The organism is Spiroplasma endosymbiont of Amphimallon solstitiale (assembly GCF_964030965.1).
Lineage (GTDB): Bacteria > Bacillota_I > Bacilli_A > Mycoplasmatales > VBWQ01 > Spiroplasma_E.
Genome location: NZ_OZ034999.1, coordinates 1033363 through 1051664, shown reverse-complemented (window position 1 = coordinate 1051664; position 18302 = coordinate 1033363). Strand labels below are relative to the sequence as shown.

20 protein-coding genes and 5 pseudogenes are annotated in these 18302 nt (G+C 23.9%); 9 read left to right on the top strand and 16 right to left on the bottom strand.

Annotated features, from left to right (window positions below):
* Positions 1 to 130 precede the first annotated feature (130 nt).
* From AAHH39_RS06545 to AAHH39_RS06530, 4 genes are all read right to left on the bottom strand, one after another.
* Complete coding sequence (locus AAHH39_RS06545) at positions 131 to 388, bottom strand: hypothetical protein (RefSeq protein WP_342219282.1); 258 nt, start codon at positions 386 to 388, stop codon at positions 131 to 133.
* A 47-nt stretch (positions 389 to 435) separates the two neighbouring features.
* Positions 436 to 1020, bottom strand: coding sequence for a hypothetical protein (locus tag AAHH39_RS06540; RefSeq protein WP_342219281.1), 585 nt, complete (start codon positions 1018 to 1020; stop codon positions 436 to 438).
* Between the two features lie 305 nt (positions 1021 to 1325).
* Complete coding sequence (locus tag AAHH39_RS06535) at positions 1326 to 2270, bottom strand: IS30 family transposase (protein ID WP_342217458.1); 945 nt, start codon at positions 2268 to 2270, stop codon at positions 1326 to 1328.
* 33 nt (positions 2271 to 2303) lie between these two features.
* A complete protein-coding gene (locus AAHH39_RS06530) occupies positions 2304 to 2702 on the bottom strand; it encodes a nuclease-related domain-containing protein (RefSeq protein ID WP_342219280.1) in 399 nt (132 codons plus the stop codon).
* A 105-nt stretch (positions 2703 to 2807) separates the two neighbouring features.
* Here AAHH39_RS06530 and AAHH39_RS06525 point away from each other — a divergent pair, with 105 nt between their 5' ends.
* Positions 2808 to 3752 (top strand): IS30 family transposase, encoded by a 945-nt coding sequence (locus AAHH39_RS06525; protein WP_342219279.1) that lies wholly within the window; start codon positions 2808 to 2810, stop codon positions 3750 to 3752.
* Between the two features lie 353 nt (positions 3753 to 4105).
* Positions 4106 to 4363 carry a hypothetical protein gene (locus AAHH39_RS06520; RefSeq protein ID WP_342219278.1) on the top strand — a complete coding sequence of 86 codons (258 nt, stop codon included), beginning with the start codon at positions 4106 to 4108 and terminating at the stop codon, positions 4361 to 4363.
* Between the two features lie 240 nt (positions 4364 to 4603).
* Here AAHH39_RS06520 and AAHH39_RS06515 read toward each other — a convergent pair whose 3' ends face one another.
* Positions 4604 to 5563, bottom strand: a complete 960-nt coding sequence (locus AAHH39_RS06515; protein WP_342217913.1) for a transposase-like zinc-binding domain-containing protein — start codon at positions 5561 to 5563, stop codon at positions 4604 to 4606.
* A 362-nt stretch (positions 5564 to 5925) separates the two neighbouring features.
* Here AAHH39_RS06515 and AAHH39_RS06510 point away from each other — a divergent pair, with 362 nt between their 5' ends.
* The 4 genes and pseudogenes from AAHH39_RS06510 to AAHH39_RS06495 form a co-directional block, all read left to right on the top strand.
* Positions 5926 to 6141 (top strand): hypothetical protein, encoded by a 216-nt coding sequence (locus AAHH39_RS06510; RefSeq protein WP_342219277.1) that lies wholly within the window; start codon positions 5926 to 5928, stop codon positions 6139 to 6141.
* Positions 6142 to 6143: 2 nt separating this feature from the next.
* Positions 6144 to 6344: a hypothetical protein gene (locus tag AAHH39_RS06505; protein WP_342219276.1), complete on the top strand. Its 201-nt coding sequence runs from the start codon at positions 6144 to 6146 to the stop codon at positions 6342 to 6344.
* 82 nt (positions 6345 to 6426) lie between these two features.
* A pseudogene (locus AAHH39_RS06500) lies at positions 6427 to 6603 on the top strand (IS256 family transposase); the annotation flags it as partial.
* Between the two features lie 84 nt (positions 6604 to 6687).
* Positions 6688 to 6891 (top strand): annotated as a pseudogene (locus AAHH39_RS06495) (helix-turn-helix domain-containing protein); the annotation flags it as partial.
* 40 nt (positions 6892 to 6931) lie between these two features.
* On the opposite strand, the gene AAHH39_RS06490 reads toward AAHH39_RS06495, so the two are convergent.
* Positions 6932 to 8170, bottom strand: a complete 1239-nt coding sequence (locus AAHH39_RS06490; RefSeq protein WP_342219305.1) for an IS256 family transposase — start codon at positions 8168 to 8170, stop codon at positions 6932 to 6934.
* 85 nt (positions 8171 to 8255) lie between these two features.
* Between AAHH39_RS06490 and AAHH39_RS06485 the strand changes: the two are divergent.
* Positions 8256 to 9014, top strand: a pseudogene (locus AAHH39_RS06485) (IS30 family transposase); the annotation flags it as partial.
* A gap of 251 nt (positions 9015 to 9265) precedes the next feature.
* A pseudogene (locus AAHH39_RS06480) lies at positions 9266 to 9685 on the top strand (transposase); the annotation flags it as partial.
* Between the two features lie 75 nt (positions 9686 to 9760).
* Here the strand turns inward: AAHH39_RS06480 and AAHH39_RS06475 are convergent.
* The 5 genes and pseudogenes from AAHH39_RS06475 to AAHH39_RS06455 all read right to left on the bottom strand — a co-directional run.
* A pseudogene (locus AAHH39_RS06475) lies at positions 9761 to 9886 on the bottom strand (IS30 family transposase); the annotation flags it as partial.
* A gap of 37 nt (positions 9887 to 9923) precedes the next feature.
* Entirely contained in the window at positions 9924 to 11492 is a 1569-nt protein-coding gene (gene glpK / locus AAHH39_RS06470; protein WP_342219271.1) for a glycerol kinase GlpK, read from the bottom strand.
* A gap of 25 nt (positions 11493 to 11517) precedes the next feature.
* A complete protein-coding gene (locus AAHH39_RS06465; protein ID WP_342219270.1) occupies positions 11518 to 12291 on the bottom strand; it encodes an MIP/aquaporin family protein in 774 nt (257 codons plus the stop codon).
* 18 nt (positions 12292 to 12309) lie between these two features.
* A complete protein-coding gene (glpO, locus tag AAHH39_RS06460) occupies positions 12310 to 13422 on the bottom strand; it encodes a type 2 glycerol-3-phosphate oxidase (RefSeq protein ID WP_342219269.1) in 1113 nt (370 codons plus the stop codon).
* A gap of 247 nt (positions 13423 to 13669) precedes the next feature.
* Positions 13670 to 14629 carry a transposase-like zinc-binding domain-containing protein gene (locus tag AAHH39_RS06455; RefSeq protein WP_342219268.1) on the bottom strand — a complete coding sequence of 320 codons (960 nt, stop codon included), beginning with the start codon at positions 14627 to 14629 and terminating at the stop codon, positions 13670 to 13672.
* 516 nt (positions 14630 to 15145) lie between these two features.
* On the opposite strand from AAHH39_RS06455, the gene AAHH39_RS06450 reads away from it, so the two are divergent.
* Positions 15146 to 15433: a hypothetical protein gene (locus AAHH39_RS06450; RefSeq protein WP_342219267.1), complete on the top strand. Its 288-nt coding sequence runs from the start codon at positions 15146 to 15148 to the stop codon at positions 15431 to 15433.
* A gap of 80 nt (positions 15434 to 15513) precedes the next feature.
* On the opposite strand, the gene AAHH39_RS06445 is transcribed toward AAHH39_RS06450, so the two are convergent.
* From AAHH39_RS06445 to trxA, 5 genes are all read right to left on the bottom strand, one after another.
* Entirely contained in the window at positions 15514 to 16065 is a 552-nt protein-coding gene (locus AAHH39_RS06445) for a DDE-type integrase/transposase/recombinase (protein WP_342219266.1), read from the bottom strand.
* A 44-nt stretch (positions 16066 to 16109) separates the two neighbouring features.
* Entirely contained in the window at positions 16110 to 16388 is a 279-nt protein-coding gene (locus AAHH39_RS06440; protein WP_342219265.1) for a hypothetical protein, read from the bottom strand.
* Between the two features lie 22 nt (positions 16389 to 16410).
* Complete coding sequence (locus tag AAHH39_RS06435) at positions 16411 to 16572, bottom strand: hypothetical protein (protein ID WP_342219264.1); 162 nt, start codon at positions 16570 to 16572, stop codon at positions 16411 to 16413.
* 267 nt (positions 16573 to 16839) lie between these two features.
* Positions 16840 to 17664, bottom strand: coding sequence for an HAD family hydrolase (locus AAHH39_RS06430; RefSeq protein WP_342219263.1), 825 nt, complete (start codon positions 17662 to 17664; stop codon positions 16840 to 16842).
* Positions 17665 to 17674: 10 nt separating this feature from the next.
* Positions 17675 to 18016, bottom strand: coding sequence for a thioredoxin (gene trxA / locus AAHH39_RS06425; RefSeq protein ID WP_342219262.1), 342 nt, complete (start codon positions 18014 to 18016; stop codon positions 17675 to 17677).
* Between the last annotated feature and the right edge of the window lie 286 nt (positions 18017 to 18302).

The following is an 18302-nucleotide window of genomic DNA, read 5'->3' as shown; positions in this document are numbered from 1 at the left end:
TTTTATAATTTTAATTACTAATAGTAGTATTTTTTTAAATGATAAAAAGTTATAATAAAATTAACATTTAAAGAAAAAAGAATATAAATTAAAAAAGATTGCAATTGCAATCTTTTAAAATATTTAATGATTAAGCAGGCATTTTGTCAACTTTAAAACTTACTACCTTTACTTCAACAAACATTACTCTTAAAAATACATCAGTAGTAGTATCATTAGGGTACTTGTTTATAGCAGTTCCACCATCAGTAGTAGATCAAACTAATTTTTGACCACCAATTAACTTAACTAAAGAATCATATAGATTTTTTTCTTTAGTTTTTCCATCAGCTCAAGGCAAAGATGTAAGAACATTTCCATCTTTTTTAAAATTGTTTGCAGAAGTCAATGCTAAATTGTTCTTTACAACAATTGCTGCTACTGCAGTAGGAACACCTAATGTATCCTTCTTAACAGTATTAATAGTATATTTTTTACAGATTTGGCATCCTCTCCGGTTGCCTTATCCATAATGTTAATTTGACAAGTACCAGCAGCTACATTAAAATCAGTTTTTCCACTATTTGCTTCAATTTTACCTGATTCAGTACTTTCAACTTTTGCAGATAAAGCAGTAATCTTTTTAACATCATCAGCTGAATAAAACTTCTTGCTATCACGTGTAAATCCTAAATCTTTTAAAAAGGCTGCAGCATCATCACTTACTGCTTGAAATTTATCAGAATCAGTACCAGTACCTGCTTTTAATAATTTTTCATTAAATTTAGTTGCTGTGATTTTTGTATTATCAGTAGCAACAATAGCAATTGAATAATTTTCTTTACCAGCAGTTTCATCCTTTTTTAGTTCTTGATTAATTGTACTTGTATTTTCATCACTATATCATCCTAATAATTTTGCATATTTGCCATCTAATGTTGGCGCTTTTGTTTGAGTTCCACATGCAACAACTGAACTTGCTGCAACTGTTGTTAAAGCAGCAGCACCCATTAGTCGTAGTAATGTTTTCATGTTTCTCATATTGTTTTTCCCCCTTAGATATTTTTTCTGAAAAATATAAACTATTTTCTGCTCTTAATTATACATTCTTTTTTATTTGGTGCTCTTTTTATAATATTTTTCATTATTAAGTGTTATTTTGATTTTTTTAAGAAAATAATTTTAAAAATGTTAGGATTAAATTGTTCATTAACTGAACATTCTTATTATTTTTTATATATACTCTACAGTACTTCCAAGATTATTGAGTAATATAATGTAAAAAGACCTGAAAATCTTTCAGGTTTTTTTATATCCTGAATTGTAAATATAAATGGGACAGTTTTTTAAAATAATTGTATTAAATCTATTGGTCTTTTATAAGATAGTGATTTTCTGGGTGTAGAATTAATTTGAAATGCTATAGTATTTAAATCTTTTTGTTTATATGAAGATAGATCTGTAGATTTTGGTAAATATCTTCTTAAAATACCATTATTATTTTCATTTAAACCTCTTTGACAAGGTTTACCAGGATCTGCAAAATAAATCTTAACATTACAATTTTTTTCGATTAATTTTCATTTACTAAATTCTTTACCACGATCAAAAGTAATAGTTTTAACTGTTCCTTTTTGTAACTTTGAAATAAATTTTATTATACTTTTTGTAATATTTTCTGATTTATTATTTTTAGTTGCTAAAGGAATTGTGGTTTTTGATCATATATCAGCTAAAGTAATAATAGAACTTTTATGATCTTTACCAATGATAGTATCACCCTCTAAATGACCAAATTCTTCTATATTTTTAATATTAGGAATGATTAAATTTCTTTCATGAATAGACTTACAATTATTAATTCTGCCCCTAGTTTCTTTTTGTTTGTGAGGTTTATTTTTTCCTTTTCTCAATAAGTTATTTTCATCAAAACCCATTCGATTTGTTTTAAACATGTTATATAAAGTTTTTGTTGAAATACTTTTTATTTTATTTTCCTTTAAAAAATTAGCAATTATATCAAGAGCATAATTTTTAGTAATTAACAAATGATTAATAGTATTAATTTCTATTAAAGTTAAAATTATTAATTTTCTACCTGCATTTTGTTTATTTTTTTGAATTTTATTCAATATTTCTAATGGTAATAAGTTTTGATTTAATAATCTACAAACTCTATGTACAGTTGATTTACTATAATCAATGGCTTTTGCTATTTTACGAATCGAAAATCCATAACTTTTATATTCTTTTATTGCTATTATTGATTCAATAGTCAGATACTTATACATTGTACTAATTCCTTTCTTTTCTTAATTATAGAATTAACACAATTTAATTTTTATATAAGTGTCCTTTTTAATTTTACAATTCAGGAAGTTACTATTTTCAGTAATTTGTAAATTATTTTGAACAAATACTACAAGGCTAAAAAATTTAAATTGTTTTAAATTAATGTTTTCTTTTTTTAAAAGATACAGAATAGTTCTAACATGACTTCTATTTTGATAAAGAGGTGATGGAATAAATTCTTGTCTTTCACCATGATATTGGATTCAATTTTTTTTAAAATAATCTCCATAAGTTTTTAAAGATCAATTTTTAGTCTCAATTATAAAAATACAACTATTTAAAATTAATAAATGATCAATTTGATTAATTTTTCCTTCAATAGATGGTAAATATAAATTGTTAAATAATTGTAAATCTTCTTCATTAAACATACTTATTATTTTTTATTTAACCTGAATTGTAAAATTAAAAAGGACACTTATATAAAAATTAAATTGTGTTAATTCTATAATTAAGAAAAGAAAGGAATTAGCACAATGTATAAGTATCTGACTATTGAATCAATAATAGCAATAAAAGAATATAAAAGTTATGGATTTTCGATTCGTAAAATAGCAAAAGCCATTGATTATAGTAAATCAACTGTACATAGAGTTTGTAGATTATTAAATCAAAACTTATTACCATTAGAAATATTGAATAAAATTCAAAAAAATAAACAAAATGCAGGTAGAAAATTAATAATTTTAACTTTAATAGAAATTAATACTATTAATCATTTGTTAATTACTAAAAATTATGCTCTTGATATAATTGCTAATTTTTTAAAGGAAAATAAAATAAAAAGTATTTCAACAAAAACTTTATATAACATGTTTAAAACAAATCGAATGGGTTTTGATGAAAATAACTTATTGAGAAAAGGAAAAAATAAACCTCACAAACAAAAAGAAACTAGGGGCAGAATTAATAATTGTAAGTCTATTCATGAAAGAAATTTAATCATTCCTAATATTAAAAATATAGAAGAATTTGGTCATTTAGAGGGTGATACTATCATTGGTAAAGATCATAAAAGTTCTATTATTACTTTAGCTGATATATGATCAAAAACCACAATTCCTTTAGCAACTAAAAATAATAAATCAGAAAATATTACAAAAAGTATAATAAAATTTATTTCAAAGTTACAAAAAGGAACAGTTAAAACTATTACTTTTGATCGTGGTAAAGAATTTAGTAAATGAAAATTAATCGAAAAAAATTGTAATTTTAAGATTTATTTTGCAGATCCTGGTAAACCTTGTCAAAGAGGTTTAAATGAAAATAATAATGGTATTTTAAGAAGATATTTACCAAAATCTACAGATCTATCTTCATATAAACAAAAAGATTTAAATACTATAGCATTTCAAATTAATTCTACACCCAGAAAATCACTATCTTATAAAAGACCAATAGATTTAATACAATTATTTTAAAAAACTGTCCCATTTATATTTACAATTCAGGAATGAAAAAAAATCCCAAGATAAATATCCGCGTCAATCAGCAACTTTAAAAGCAACAGATAATATTAATAGCACTTATGTTAATGATTTATTATGAACAAATGATAATTTAAGTCGAGAAAATACAATTGCCTCATCAATTTGATTTAAAATAGTGGTTTATACTAGTTTTAATAAATATATAGTATTAAGATATCAATTTATTGTAACTTTTCCATTTAGTAGAGGATTACCTCTTGCTAAAACTAATACCAATTGAAACTTACAAACTACGTCATTGGTAATAAATCCAAAAAGTTCAACTTAGAAAGGTGGTGGTAATTATGTTAAATGAAAATGAAATGAAAGAAGGTAATAATATGGAAGAAAAAGATAAAAATGAAGAACAAGAAAATGAATTAAAAACAGTAGAAAGTGAATCAAAAACCGAAGAAAATGAATTAAAAACAGTAGAAAGTGAATCAAAGGAACCAGAAACTGAAGAAACTAAAGAACCGACTTTAGAAGATAAATATAAAGAATTAGAAGAAAAATATAATGCTTTATATAAAGAAAAAACCTTTAATTTTGTAGAAAAGTAATGATACATGATAAAGTGTTATTTTTAGAGAATTTTTACACTAAATAATGTTACTTTTAACAAATTTTTAATTAAAAATAATATTTTAAGTGTAAATTGATGAATAATTTTTGGTCATCCATACTTTTCTACATAATTAAAAGAAAAAACTTTTAATTATGTAGAAAAGTAGTGGTAAAATAAAAAAAGTCATCAACTTGACTTAAAATTTGATTTTATTAAATTTTGGGATTTATTTTTTTTACAAACTGAAATATAACACATTGGATTTTTGATAAGGGGTTAATCCGTAGTGTTGATATTTTCATTTCCATAAATTGAGGTAATTTTGAATATTGGTAAATCCAATGCCATGGTAATGAGTAATAAATTCTTTTAAACTTGATTGTATTTTACTGACATTACTTAATTTTTTATAATTTAATTCTTTATTTTCTTTTGATTTAAACTGCTGGATAGTGGATTTAGTTTGTTTAGCTACTGTATCATATAATACTTGCATATCACAAACTATAATTGAATTTTCTTCGATAAGTTTCGATGTTAAGTTTTCTTGTACTCATTTTTTATTTAATCTTTTAGTATTTGTTGTTTGAGCATAGATATTTCGGTTTTCATCAATTGCCATTTGAATACAACAATTTAAATCTTTAGCATTTTCTTCAATTCATTGTTTTCTTGGATCATTTGGATCTTTAAAGTTTCCTTTATGAATTTCTTTGATAAAAGTTTCGTCAATTTCAATTCTAGCTTTTAATTTTACAAATTGATTTTGTGTTTTTACTAATTGTGTTGATTTCATAAATTTTTGACGATTAAATCAGGCAGTTTTATTTGTAGTATTAATAAATTGAGAAATAATGTAAGCAGATTGACCTAAAGTAGCTATTTGTATCAATAAATCTCATTGATCATGAGATAAATGACTTCAATAAAAATAATGATTTTTAAAAGCATGAAAAGTAATATTACAACTTTTACATTTATATCTTTGCTTATAATCTTTACTACCATATTTAGTACACAAAAAAGAACTACAATCTGGACATTGAATCCCTTTCTCTTTGAATTTTTGTTCGACTGCTTCAAATTTTTCTTTTTTCTCAATTTGTTTAATTCTAGTTTTATTTTCTCTAAAAATCTCAATAAAATCTTTATCAGACAAATTATTTAAAATTTCTTTTACTGTATTTTTATTCATTTAAAATCACCTCTTTAATATTAAAAATACCATATAAAAATATATTTTTGCTAATTTTACTAATACCACTACTTTTCTACAAAATTAAAGGAAAAAAACTGATAAAGATAGAGAAATTAGACATAGTGAAAGTTATAAAAAATATGATTTATCACAAGAAAATATTAATTTATTAAAAAGATATCTTGGAGATAAAGAAGATATTGATGAAGAATTATCAAATTTAAATAAAGATTTTCCACATTTATTTAAAAATAATAAAGATACAAATATTAGTTCTTCTTTAGATATAAAAGATAAAACTAAAGAAGATAAATCAAAAGAAGTAGATACTAGTAAATTAGGAATGGTAGGTGGTTAATATGACAATAAAAGAATTTAATAAAAAATATGAAAATATTAAAAGTAATTATCCCGATATTTTTAAGATTACTAGAAGTAGTAAAATGGAATTATTAGAAGATTATAATATTGCAAAACTTATTATTGAGTATAAAGCAAGTAATATTGATTTAGAAAAACTAATTAATTTTCAAAAACAAGTATTAAATGATTTAAAACAAATTAAAGGAGAATAAAAATGGCAATTATTACAACACAATCAACAACAATTAATGACCCTAGTACACCTAGTGGTAAAGCAGATTTATCAGTAAAATATCTTAAAAATTTAAAAGTTTTATTATCAAAAAGAGTTGCATTAATTAATGCAACAGTAGAAAATAGAGAACAATTAGATGCTGGTACTGCTATTTATGATGTTACAAAAGGCAATGTTTAGTAATCTGTGTAACTTACAAAAATAACTATGTTTAATTAATTCTAGTAAATATAATTAAATGACTAGAAAGAGTGAGTTACAGATGGCTAAAAAACAAAATATTAATAATAATGATCCAATATCAAAAGCAGTAGATTTATTATTAGAAAATACTGAAGATTTAACAACAGTTTTTAAAGAAGGGGGTTTATATAAAGAATTAACAAAACGTTTAGTTGAAAAAATGTTGAATTCTGAAATGCAAAATTATTTAGGATACCTGAATTGTAAAATTAAAAAGGACACTTATATAAAAATTAAATTGTGTTAATTCTATAATTAAGAAAAGAAAGGAATTAGCACAATGTACAAGTATCTGACTATTGAATCAATAATAGCAATAAAAGAATATAAAAGTTATGGATTTTCGATTCGTAAAATAGCAAAAGCCATTGATTATAGTAAATCAACTGTACATAGAGTTTGTAGATTATTAAATCAAAACTTATTACCATTAGAAATATTGAATAAAATTCAAAAAAATAAACAAAATGCAGGTAGAAAATTGAGGCTTTTTAGAAATCTGTGTATCTTTGTTTTACAAAGTACTAGTTCAGATTAATTCTGTCTTCAAATTTTATCATAAAATGAGCAATTGCTGTATTTCAATTTTGAATAGGCAATGTTCATTTTTTTGTTATATTTTCAATTGCTAAATAAAATATTTTAAAAACTGACATATCATTAGGAAAAGCTTTTTTGTTTCTAATAACTTTTCGTAATTGACTATTAACAGATTCAATAGCATTTGTTGTATAAATTACTCTTTTGATTTCTGCAGGATAACTAATAAAAATCATCAAATTTTCTCAATTTTTATATCAAGATTTAGCAATTTGGGGATATTGTTTATTTCATTTACTTTCAAATGATTCTAAAGCTTGCATTGCTTGTTCTTCACTACATGCACTATAAATTGGTTTTAAATCTGTAACTAGAGTTTTTCGATGTTTGTATGAAACATATTTTAAACTATTTCGAATTTGATGAACAATGCATAATTGATGTTCTGTTTTAGGATAAACTGCTTGTATTGCTTCTGACATGCCTGTTAAATTATCACTACAAGCAATCAAAATATCATTTAAGCCTCGATTTTTCATTTCTGTGAAATTAGCTAATCAAAATTTAGCACCTTCATTTTCACTAATTCATAAGCCTAAAACATCTTTTTTACCTTCTAAATCAACTCCTAATGCTATATAAACTGATTTATTAATAATCCGTTTATCTTGTCGAACTTTAACTACTATACAATCAAAATAAACAATCGGATAAACGCTTTCTAATGGTCGATTTTGTCATGTTTTGACATCATCAATAACATCATCAGTAATTTGACTAATAACACTTTCACTAATATCAGCACCATGATATAACTCTTGTAACTGCATTCTAATGTCAGATAGAGTCATACCTTTTGCATATAGTGAAAGCACTTGTTGATCAAAACCATCAAATCTTCGCTGTCTTTTTGCAACTATTACAGGAGTAAAATCACTATTGCGATCTCTTGGTACATCAATCTCAATTTTACCTTGTTGAGTTATTAATTTTTTTGAACTTGTACCATTACGAGCATTTTCAGTATTACTATGTTGATTTTTTTCATATCCTAAATAATTTTGCATTTCAGAATTCAACATTTTTTCAACTAAACGTTTTGTTAATTCTTTATATAAACCCCCTTCTTTAAAAACTGTTGTTAAATCTTCAGTATTTTCTAATAATAAATCTACTGCTTTTGATATTGGATCATTATTATTAATATTTTGTTTTTTAGCCATCTGTAACTCACTCTTTCTAGTCATTTAATTATATTTACTAGAATTAATTAAACATAGTTATTTTTGTAAGTTACACAGATTACTAAACATTGCCAGAAAATTAATAATTTTAACTTTAATAGAAATTAATACTATTAATCATTTGTTAATTACTAAAAATTATGCTCTTGATATAATTGCTAATTTTTTAAAGGAAAATAAAATAAAAAGTATTTCAACAAAAACTTTATATAACATGTTTAAAACAAATCGAATGGGTTTTGATGAAAATAACTTATTGAGAAAAGGAAAAAATAAACCTCACAAACAAAAAGAAACTAGGGGCAGAATTAATAATTGTAAGTCTATTCATGAAAGAAATTTAATCATTCCTAATATTAAAAATATAGAAGAATTTGGTCATTTAGAGGGTGATACTATCATTGGTAAAGATCATAAAAGTTCTATTATTACTTTAGCTGATATATGATCAAAAACCACAATTCCTTTAGCAACTAAAAATAATAAATCAGAAAATATTACAAAAAGTATAATAAAATTTATTTCAAAGTTACAAAAAGGAACAGTTAAAACTATTACTTTTGATCGTGGTAAAGAATTTAGTAAATGAAAATTAATCGAAAAAAATTGTAATGTTAAGATTTATTTTGCAGATCCTGGTAAACCTTGTCAAAGAGGTTTAAATGAAAATAATAATGGTATTTTAAGAAGATATTTACCAAAATCTACAGATCTATCTTCATATAAACAAAAAGATTTAAATACTATAGCATTTCAAATTAATTCTACACCCAGAAAATCACTATCTTATAAAAGACCAATAGATTTAATACAATTATTTTAAAAAACTGTCCCATTTATATTTACAATTCAGGAAATATTAAAAACTTATTAATTAAAAGTTAATAAGAATTTTTGTTGTGTATTTATATTAAATTTTCTTATTGATTTTTTAATATTTGTATTTTAATTGAAATTAATTTAATTTAGTAGTAATATTTACTTACAATTGCATATAATTACAATTATTTCTTGTCTATAATTTTAAAGAAATGTTTAAAAAGTAATTATATCCTCCGTTTTTGTTACCGTCCCAAATATGTTTCATACAAACATCGAAAAACTCTAGTTACAGATTTAAAACCAATTTATAGTGCATGTAGTGAAGAACAAGCAATGCAAGCTTTAGAATCATTTGAAAGTAAATGAAATAAACAATATCCCCAAATTGCTAAATCTTGATATAAAAATTGAGAAAATTTGATGATTTTTATTAGTTATCCTGCAGAAATCAAAAGAGTAATTTATACAACAAATGCTATTGAATCTGTTAATAGTCAATTACGAAAAGTTATTAGAAACAAAAAAGCTTTTCCTAATGATATGTCAGTTTTTAAAATATTTTATTTAGCAATTGAAAATATAACAAAAAAATGAACATTGCCTATTCAAAATTGAAATACAGCAATTGCTCATTTTATGATAAAATTTGAAGACAGAATTAATCTGAACTAGTACTTTGTAAAACAAAGATACACAGATTTCCTTTAATTTTGTAGAAAAGTAATGATACATGATAAAGTGTTATTTTTAGAGAATTTTTACACTAAATAATGTTAATTTTAACAAATTTTTAATTAAAAATAATATTTTAAGTGTAAATTGATGAATAATTTTTGGTCATCCATACTTTTCTACATAATTAAAACAGATTTCTAAAAAGCCTCATTTTATACTGTCAATTCAGTTATTTTTATTTAATAGAAGTAGTTCAACCACGTGTTCTTTTAACTGCTTCTTGTCAACCCTTATAAAAAGTTTCTGCTTTTTTTTCTGTCATAATTGGTTTATATTCTTTTTCAATTTTATTTATTTTTTTAATATCATTAATATTTCAAAATCCAATTGCAAGTCCTGCTAAGTAAGCAGTACCCATTGCTGTAGTCTCAGTATTTTTAGGTTTAATTAAATTAGTACGACTAATGTCACTTTGAAATTGCATAATATATGAATTATTACTTGCTCCACCATCAACTTTAATCTTAATTTTTAAATCTTTTAAATCTTTATTTAATTTAACATCTGCTTGCATTGCCAGAATAACATCTTGTGATTGATAAGCTAATGATTCAATGGTACCTTTAACAATATGTTCACGTTTCGTACCACGTTCTAAACCAAATATAGCGCCACGTGCTGTTGAATCTCAATAAGGGGCACCCAAACCAACAAAAGCAGGTACTATATAAATACGTTGTTCTTCTTTAGGATCAACAATTTGTGAATATCATAGACTTTCATCGGAACGATATAACATTCGTAATTGATCACGTAAAAATTGAACAGCAGCTCCTGCAATAAAAACTGAACCTTCTAAAGCAAAAACTGGTTCTTCGCCTGATATTTGATAAGCAATAGTCGTTAGTAAACCTTGTTTTGAAAAAAGAGGAGTATTTCCAATGTTCATTAAAATAAAACAACCAGTACCATAAGTATTTTTGATTTCACCAGGTGTTAAACATAATTGACCAAATAATGCAGCTTGTTGATCACCAATTGCAGCAGTAATAGGAATTTCTTGCTCATCATTTTGGAATAACATTCCTTTATAAGTAGTTCCAATTTTACCTGAACTGGGAACTACTTCTGGTAACATATTTTTAGGAATATCAAATAATTCTAGTAATTCTTCATCTCATTTTTTAGTATTAATGTTGAATAACATTGTTCGTGAAGCATTTGTAATGTCAATAACATGTTTAGTTTTTTCAACATTATTTTCAATACCATTTGTCATTTTATAAATTAATCAACTATCAATAGTACCAAAAGCTAGTTTTCCTTTTTTTGCTAATTCACGTGCATTTTTAACATTATCTAAAATTCATTTTATTTTAGTAGCAGAAAAATAAGAATCAATTAGTAAGCCGGTTTTTTTATGAATTTTTTCTTTTCATCCTTTTTTTGTTAATTCTTCACAGTAATCTGCTGTTCTGCGATCTTGTCAAACAATAGCGTTATAAATTGGTAAACCTGTATCACGATTTCATACTACTGTTGTTTCACGTTGATTAGTAATACCAATTGCTTCAATTTGATTAGATTTAATATTACTTTTATTTAAAGCTTGTTGCATTGTTGTTAATTGATTATTTCAAATTCCAAGTGCATCATGTTCAACTCAACCTGATTGAGGGGGGTAGTGCTGAGGTATATCAATTTGATGGATACCAGTAATTTTTCCTTCTTTATCAATAATTAAAGTACGACAACTAGATGTACCTTCATCTAATGCCATAATATATTTTTTTTCTTCTGACATATTATTTATCCTTTCTGTACTTTTATTAAAGTATTTCAATTACTTGAATTAAACCACCAGCAATAATTGCTCCTAAAATTGGTCCAATAACAGGAACTGGAGCATATTTTCAATCAGAACTTCCTTTATTTGCTATTGGTAAAATAGCATGAATAATTCTTGGTCCTAAATCTCGAGCTGGATTAATAGCAAAACCTGTTGGTCCACCAATAGCAAGTCCAATAACCATAACACCAATACCAACAGTCGCAGGTCCAGTAATAAACTCAGAACCACTATTAAATATTTGTGAATTAATAACTAAATTTTTAATACCAATAGTAGCACAAACAATCATAACTAGCATAAATGTTCCAATAATTTCTGTTATAGTATTTCAAATATAACTACGTTCGGCTGGAGCTGTTGCAAAAGTTGCTAAAATTTTATTATTATCTTCAGTAATGTTATATTGTTTAAAATATGCTAAGTAAACAACTAATTGTCCTAACATTGCACCTAAAAATTGAAATAAAATATAAAATGGAATATAAAGGAAGTTTTCCCCAATAAAAGCTGTTTTTTTATTAGCAACTCATAATCCAATAGTAACAGCTGGATTTAAATGTGCTCCTGAAATTCCACTTAACATTGCAGCAATAGCAACAGCAAATCCTCATCCAGTACAAATAACAAGCCAACCGCTATTTTCTCCCTTTGTTTTTTTTAATAAAACGTTGGCAACAACACAATTTCCTAGTAAAATTAGGATAAATGTGCCAAATAGTTCACCAATAATTACTTGTGAGACTTCTGGCATAATATTTTCCTCCTTAAATTAAATATTTTTTATCATATTTGCTACTAGTAAAGCAATTGCTGGTGCTGAACTTAGACCTGGTGATTTAATACCAGCAACATTAATAAAGTTAGGATTATTACTAGCAAATTTTATGAAAAAATCATCAGTTTCAACACAAATTGCTCGTGAACCACTAATTACTTTACAAGTTTTATTAATATTTAAAGTTGGAATAATTTTTAAACCAATTTTATTAATAAGTTCAATATCTTCAATTGTAATTAATCTAGTATCACTTTTCGGTACATTTTCATGAGAAGTAGGACCCACCAAGATATGACCATCAAGCATTGGAGCAACTATTACTCCTTTACCATGAATAGTAGGTATCATAAATAGAATGTGATTATTTATAATATGATTTTCGGTTTTTTCAAGAATACAATACTGTCCTCTTCTAGTTTTTAAAGTGAAATCTTGACAATTTATTAACTTTGCAATATCATCAGCATAATGACCAGCAGCATTAATAATATATTTTGAAGTAAAAGTTACTTTTTTTTGATTATTTAAACAAGTAACTCGAAAACCTGAATTTAATGTTTCAATTTTAATTACTTGATGATCAACTTTTAGTTGTCCTTTATTTTTAATCATGCGATTAATTAAAGATTGTGTTAATAATACTGGATCAACAGCATATGAAGCAGAACAAAGTAGTGCACTAGTAACTTTTGGGTTAACATTAGGTTCTAATGAAATTACTTCTTCTCTTGTTAATATTGATAATTCTTTTTTAGCAAGACCATTAGTAATACCACGTGCATATAATTTTTGTATTTCTGAGTTTTCTTCTTTGCTAAAAGCAAGTATTAAAGAATCAATTTTTTTTCATGGAAAATCTAAATTTTTAAATCAATCATTTTCATATAATTTTCTGCCTTCTAGATTTAATTTAGCATTTAGTTTTCCTGGTGTTGGATCAAATCCACCATGAATGACTCCAGAATTTCCTTCTGATGTTTCTTGGGCAATTCTTAAATTTTTTTCTAAAATAACTACTTTTAATTTTCTTTTTGATAATTCATCACTAATAGCAGCACCAATAACACCAGCACCAATAGTAATAACATCAAAATCAAATTCCATTACTTTCACCTCTCTCTAAACATCATTAAGAACAAAAGTTCTATCTGTGTATAGTTTAATTATAATATATTTTTTTATTATTAACTTAATTCCAAATATTAGGTTAATTTTTAAACATTTTTAAATGAGATTTTATTAAAAAAAATAAGAAAAATTTTTTAATTTTGTAGAAAAGTAGTGGTAAAATAAAAAAAGTCATCAACTTGACTTAAAATTTGATTTTATTAAATTTTGGGATTTATTTTTTTTACAAACTGAAATATAACACATTGGATTTTTGATAAGGGGTTAATCCGTAGTGTTGATATTTTCATTTCCATAAATTGAGGTAATTTTGAATATTGGTAAATCCAATGCCATGGTAATGAGTAATAAATTCTTTTAAACTTGATTGTATTTTACTGACATTACTTAATTTTTTATAATTTAATTCTTTATTTTCTTTTGATTTAAACTGCTGGATAGTGGATTTAGTTTGTTTAGCTACTGTATCATATAATACTTGCATATCACAAACTATAATTGAATTTTCTTCGATAAGTTTCGATGTTAAGTTTTCTTGTACTCATTTTTTATTTAATCTTTTAGTATTTGTTGTTTGAGCATAGATATTTCGGTTTTCATCAATTGCCATTTGAATACAACAATTTAAATCTTTAGCATTTTCTTCAATTCATTGTTTTCTTGGATCATTTGGATCTTTAAAGTTTCCTTTATGAATTTCTTTGATAAAAGTTTTGTCAACTTCAATTCTAGCTTTTAATTTTACAAATTGATTTTGTGTTTTTACTAATTGTGTTGATTTCATAAATTTTTGACGATTAAATCAGGCAGTTTTATTTGTAGTATTAATAAATTGAGAAATAATGTAAGCAGATTGACCTAAAGTAGCTATTTGTATCAATAAATCTCATTGATCATGAGATAAATGACTTCAATAAAAATAATGATTTTTAAAAGCATGAAAAGTAATATTACAACTTTTACATTTATATCTTTGCTTATAATCTTTACTACCATATTTAGTACACAAAAAAGAACTACAATCTGGACATTGAATCCCTTTCTCTTTGAATTTTTGTTCGACTGCTTCAAATTTTTCTTTTTTCTCAATTTGTTTAATTCTAGTTTTATTTTCTCTAAAAATCTCAATAAAATCTTTATCAGACAAATTATTTAAAATTTCTTTTACTGTATTTTTATTCATTTAAAATCACCTCTTTAATGTTAAAAATACCATATAAAAATATATTTTTGCTAATTTTACTAATACCACTACTTTTCTACAAAATTAAAGGCAATATCTAATAAAATTGATAAAACGATTGCTCAACAATTAGCTAATTATTTTATTAGTCAAAGTAGTTTAAAAGAACAAATTAATAATGAATTAGCAACTAAAATTATTGATTTAATTATTGATAATAAAGATATTTATAATTTTATTTATAATTTACCATTTAATGTTAGTAACAAAAATTATTCGCTAAACTATATTTTTGATAAAGATAATAATTTAATTGAAATTTATTATAATAAGTGAAATAATTCTAGTTTTAAAATTAATACTAATTATTATTGACATGATACATTTAATGGTACAGAAAGTGATTTTCAAGATCAAAGTGATGTTCATACTTTAATTAATTGAAGAAATTATATTAATGATTGAGACAGTTTTACTAAAATATATTCTAATGTTAGTTTTACTGATGGTTCTTATATGACTATTACTGATTCTAATGGAACGAAAACAACTTCTATTAAATTTGATATTAGTAAAATTACTGATAAAACTCCTGTTTTTGAAGATACTCCTGTTCAAGGAGGAACCAATAATCATATAAAATTAATAAGCAATACTCTAAATTTCTATCTAAATAGTAGTTATTCTAATGGTTTTGCAAATGATGAAATGTATTTACATTTATGTTTTTGAAGAGATAATAATATTTATTATCAATGAATAGGTTCTAATAATTCACATTTACGTGCTTCTGGTAGTGAGTAAACAATAAACTTAAAAACAGCAGATTTTACTTGCGTTTATTAAAAAAATGATTATTTGTAAGGTAGTACAGACATTTTGGACTATTTTTCATCTAATAAAAGTTTATCAAAATAATCCATAGGAGTCATTAATCCTAATGATTTATGTGGTTTAAAATTGTTATAATATTCTTGAAAAGAATTCACTAATTTTTGAAATAAACTAAAATCACTATTTAAATATGGTTTTATTTCAAATAAATTACTTCAATTTCTGTGAAATCTTTCAATCTTACCATTACTCTGTGGTGATCTAAACGGTGTAGTTTCATGAACTATACCTTTTTTATTACAAAAATTTGTAAATCAACGATTTCTTTGTGGTTTTCCGCAAGATGTATTAGTATATTGACTACCATTATCAGTCCTAATCCTTTTAATTTTAATTCCCAATTTTTCATAAAAATTTAAAGCATTTTTAGTAGCATTTACAATATCTCTGGTTTGTGCTTGTTCAGATGGATAACAATAAGTAATTCGAGTTTTTTCATCAATAAAATCAATAATATATCATCTTTTACTTCCTGTTATATAATCTGATACTACTTTAATATCAGTCTGCAATAATCCAGTTTCTTTTACCTCATATCTCAAATGTTTTTTCTTAATAGTTTTTTGTGAATAAAAACCAAAACGTTTTAATCAACGATATATAGTTTTAATCGAGGGTTTTGGTAAAAATTAAATCTAATATCATCAATATGCCTTATTAAATAACAAAATTGAAAATCACCTATACCAAACTCTTCTTTATACTGAACAAAATAATTTATAAATTTTTCTGATAATTCCAAATTATAGAAATATTTAATATTTTTAGGTTTTGTTGATTTAAATAATAATTCTTCAAAAGGTTTATTTCTGTAGAAAATATCATAAAAACGTTTAGCTCAATAATAAAAAGTTTGCTTTGGCATATGTAATTGAGAAATTATTTCTTTACAAGTATTTTTTATTTTTAAAAATAAAACAAAATTTTCTAAATTTACGATAATAAATATTAACTTTATTAATATTTTTATCATTTTTATACTTTTCTACAAACTTGTTAAATTTATAATCAAATTTAGTAAAATCAGCACTATTAATTAAATATTTCATTTTAAACTACACCTCAACTAATAATATAAAGTTATAAAAACTTTTATTAGTCCAAAAAGTGTGTCTAATCTACAAAAAAAATGATTATTTTTTTGTAAATTATTATTAAATAGTATTTGAATTAATTATGGTTTTTTCTTCCTTATATGTATAATTTAAGGTTTATAACATAAATATTGATGAAAACCTAAAAAATATTAAAAATGCTAACACAAATTGCTAGCATTTTTAATATGACTAAGTATTAATAAAAGTATATTTAATTATTTATTCAAACTCTGATTTAGGAAATACATATTTATCGATAGCTTTTGCAACACCACCACAAGTATTTTTACTAGTAACATCATATGCTATTTCTTTTAAATTAGGATGAGCATTTTGCATTGCAATACCATATTTAGCCCACTTTATTAATTTATAATCATTCATACCATCACCACAAGCTAGTACTTGGTCAGGAGTAATATTTCATTTTTTGCATAAAAATTGTACAGCAGCAGCTTTATTAACACCAATTGGATTAATTTCGATAACACTATGAGAAGAAGTAGCAATTTCTAAATCTTGTATAGTATTTAATTGTTCTAAAATTGGATTAACTTGTTTTTTCTTTTTACAAAATAATAAAATTTTATACATACCCTCATCGGTATTCTCATCAATTTGTTTAGTTGGTAGGTTATTAAAATTTTCCATAATTTTAACTTTTAGTGATCTGCGATTAATTAAGCCTGTTTTATTATCGGTACTATATCCTCACATTGCTAAATTATTTTTATTAGCAAATTTAACTATTGTTTGTATTTGTTCTTTTGTTAATGATTTTTCATACAATATATCTAATCTATTATCATTAGTAATATCAAGGATGTTACCACCATTATAACAAATAATATGACCGGTTTTTTCATGCATTAAACATGCTTTTGCAATATCAATGGTTGAAATTGGTGCTCTTCCTGTTGCAATAATAACTTTAATATTTTTTTGATATGCTTTTTGAATTGCAATTAGATTTTTAGGATGAATTTTTCATTTACTTTTTAATAAAGTTCCATCTAGATCAAGAACAATTAATTTAATAGCCATTATAAATACCTTATTTTCCTATTTCTTCGATAATATTAGTCATATCTTTTTCAAAAACTAAACCAAAAGTTTTTTTAACTTCTTTTCCTTCTTTATTAAAATAAATTAATGTTGGAATTGATTGGATTTCATACTCTTTTGCTAGTTCTTTAGCTTTGTCAACATCAACTTTAATAAAATTAATATTTTTGTGTTTTTCGTCATTAGCAACATTTTCAAATCTTGGTCCTAACATTTTACAAGGACCACATCATTCTGCTGAAAAATCAATTACTGTTATTTTTTTTGATTGTAAAAGTTGCTTAACTTCTTTTATAGAATTAATATGTTGTATTTTGCTTTCATTATGCATGTGTTCACTACCTTTTCTTTTAATTTATTTTATGGTTTAATTCTATCATTAGTTTTAATTTTTAAAACATTAAACGATAAAATATTTTTTTTAATTTTAGTTATTACTATATAAATATTTATAATTTTTTTAGAATAAATTTATAAGAAAATTGTCAATTATTTTTTTTAAAATTAAAGAAATATCTTTTCAATTTTAGAATATATCTGTTATAATCTGAAATATATAGGTTAGGACTAAACAATTTGAGAAGGGGATAAATAAATTATTAGTACATTTTATAAAA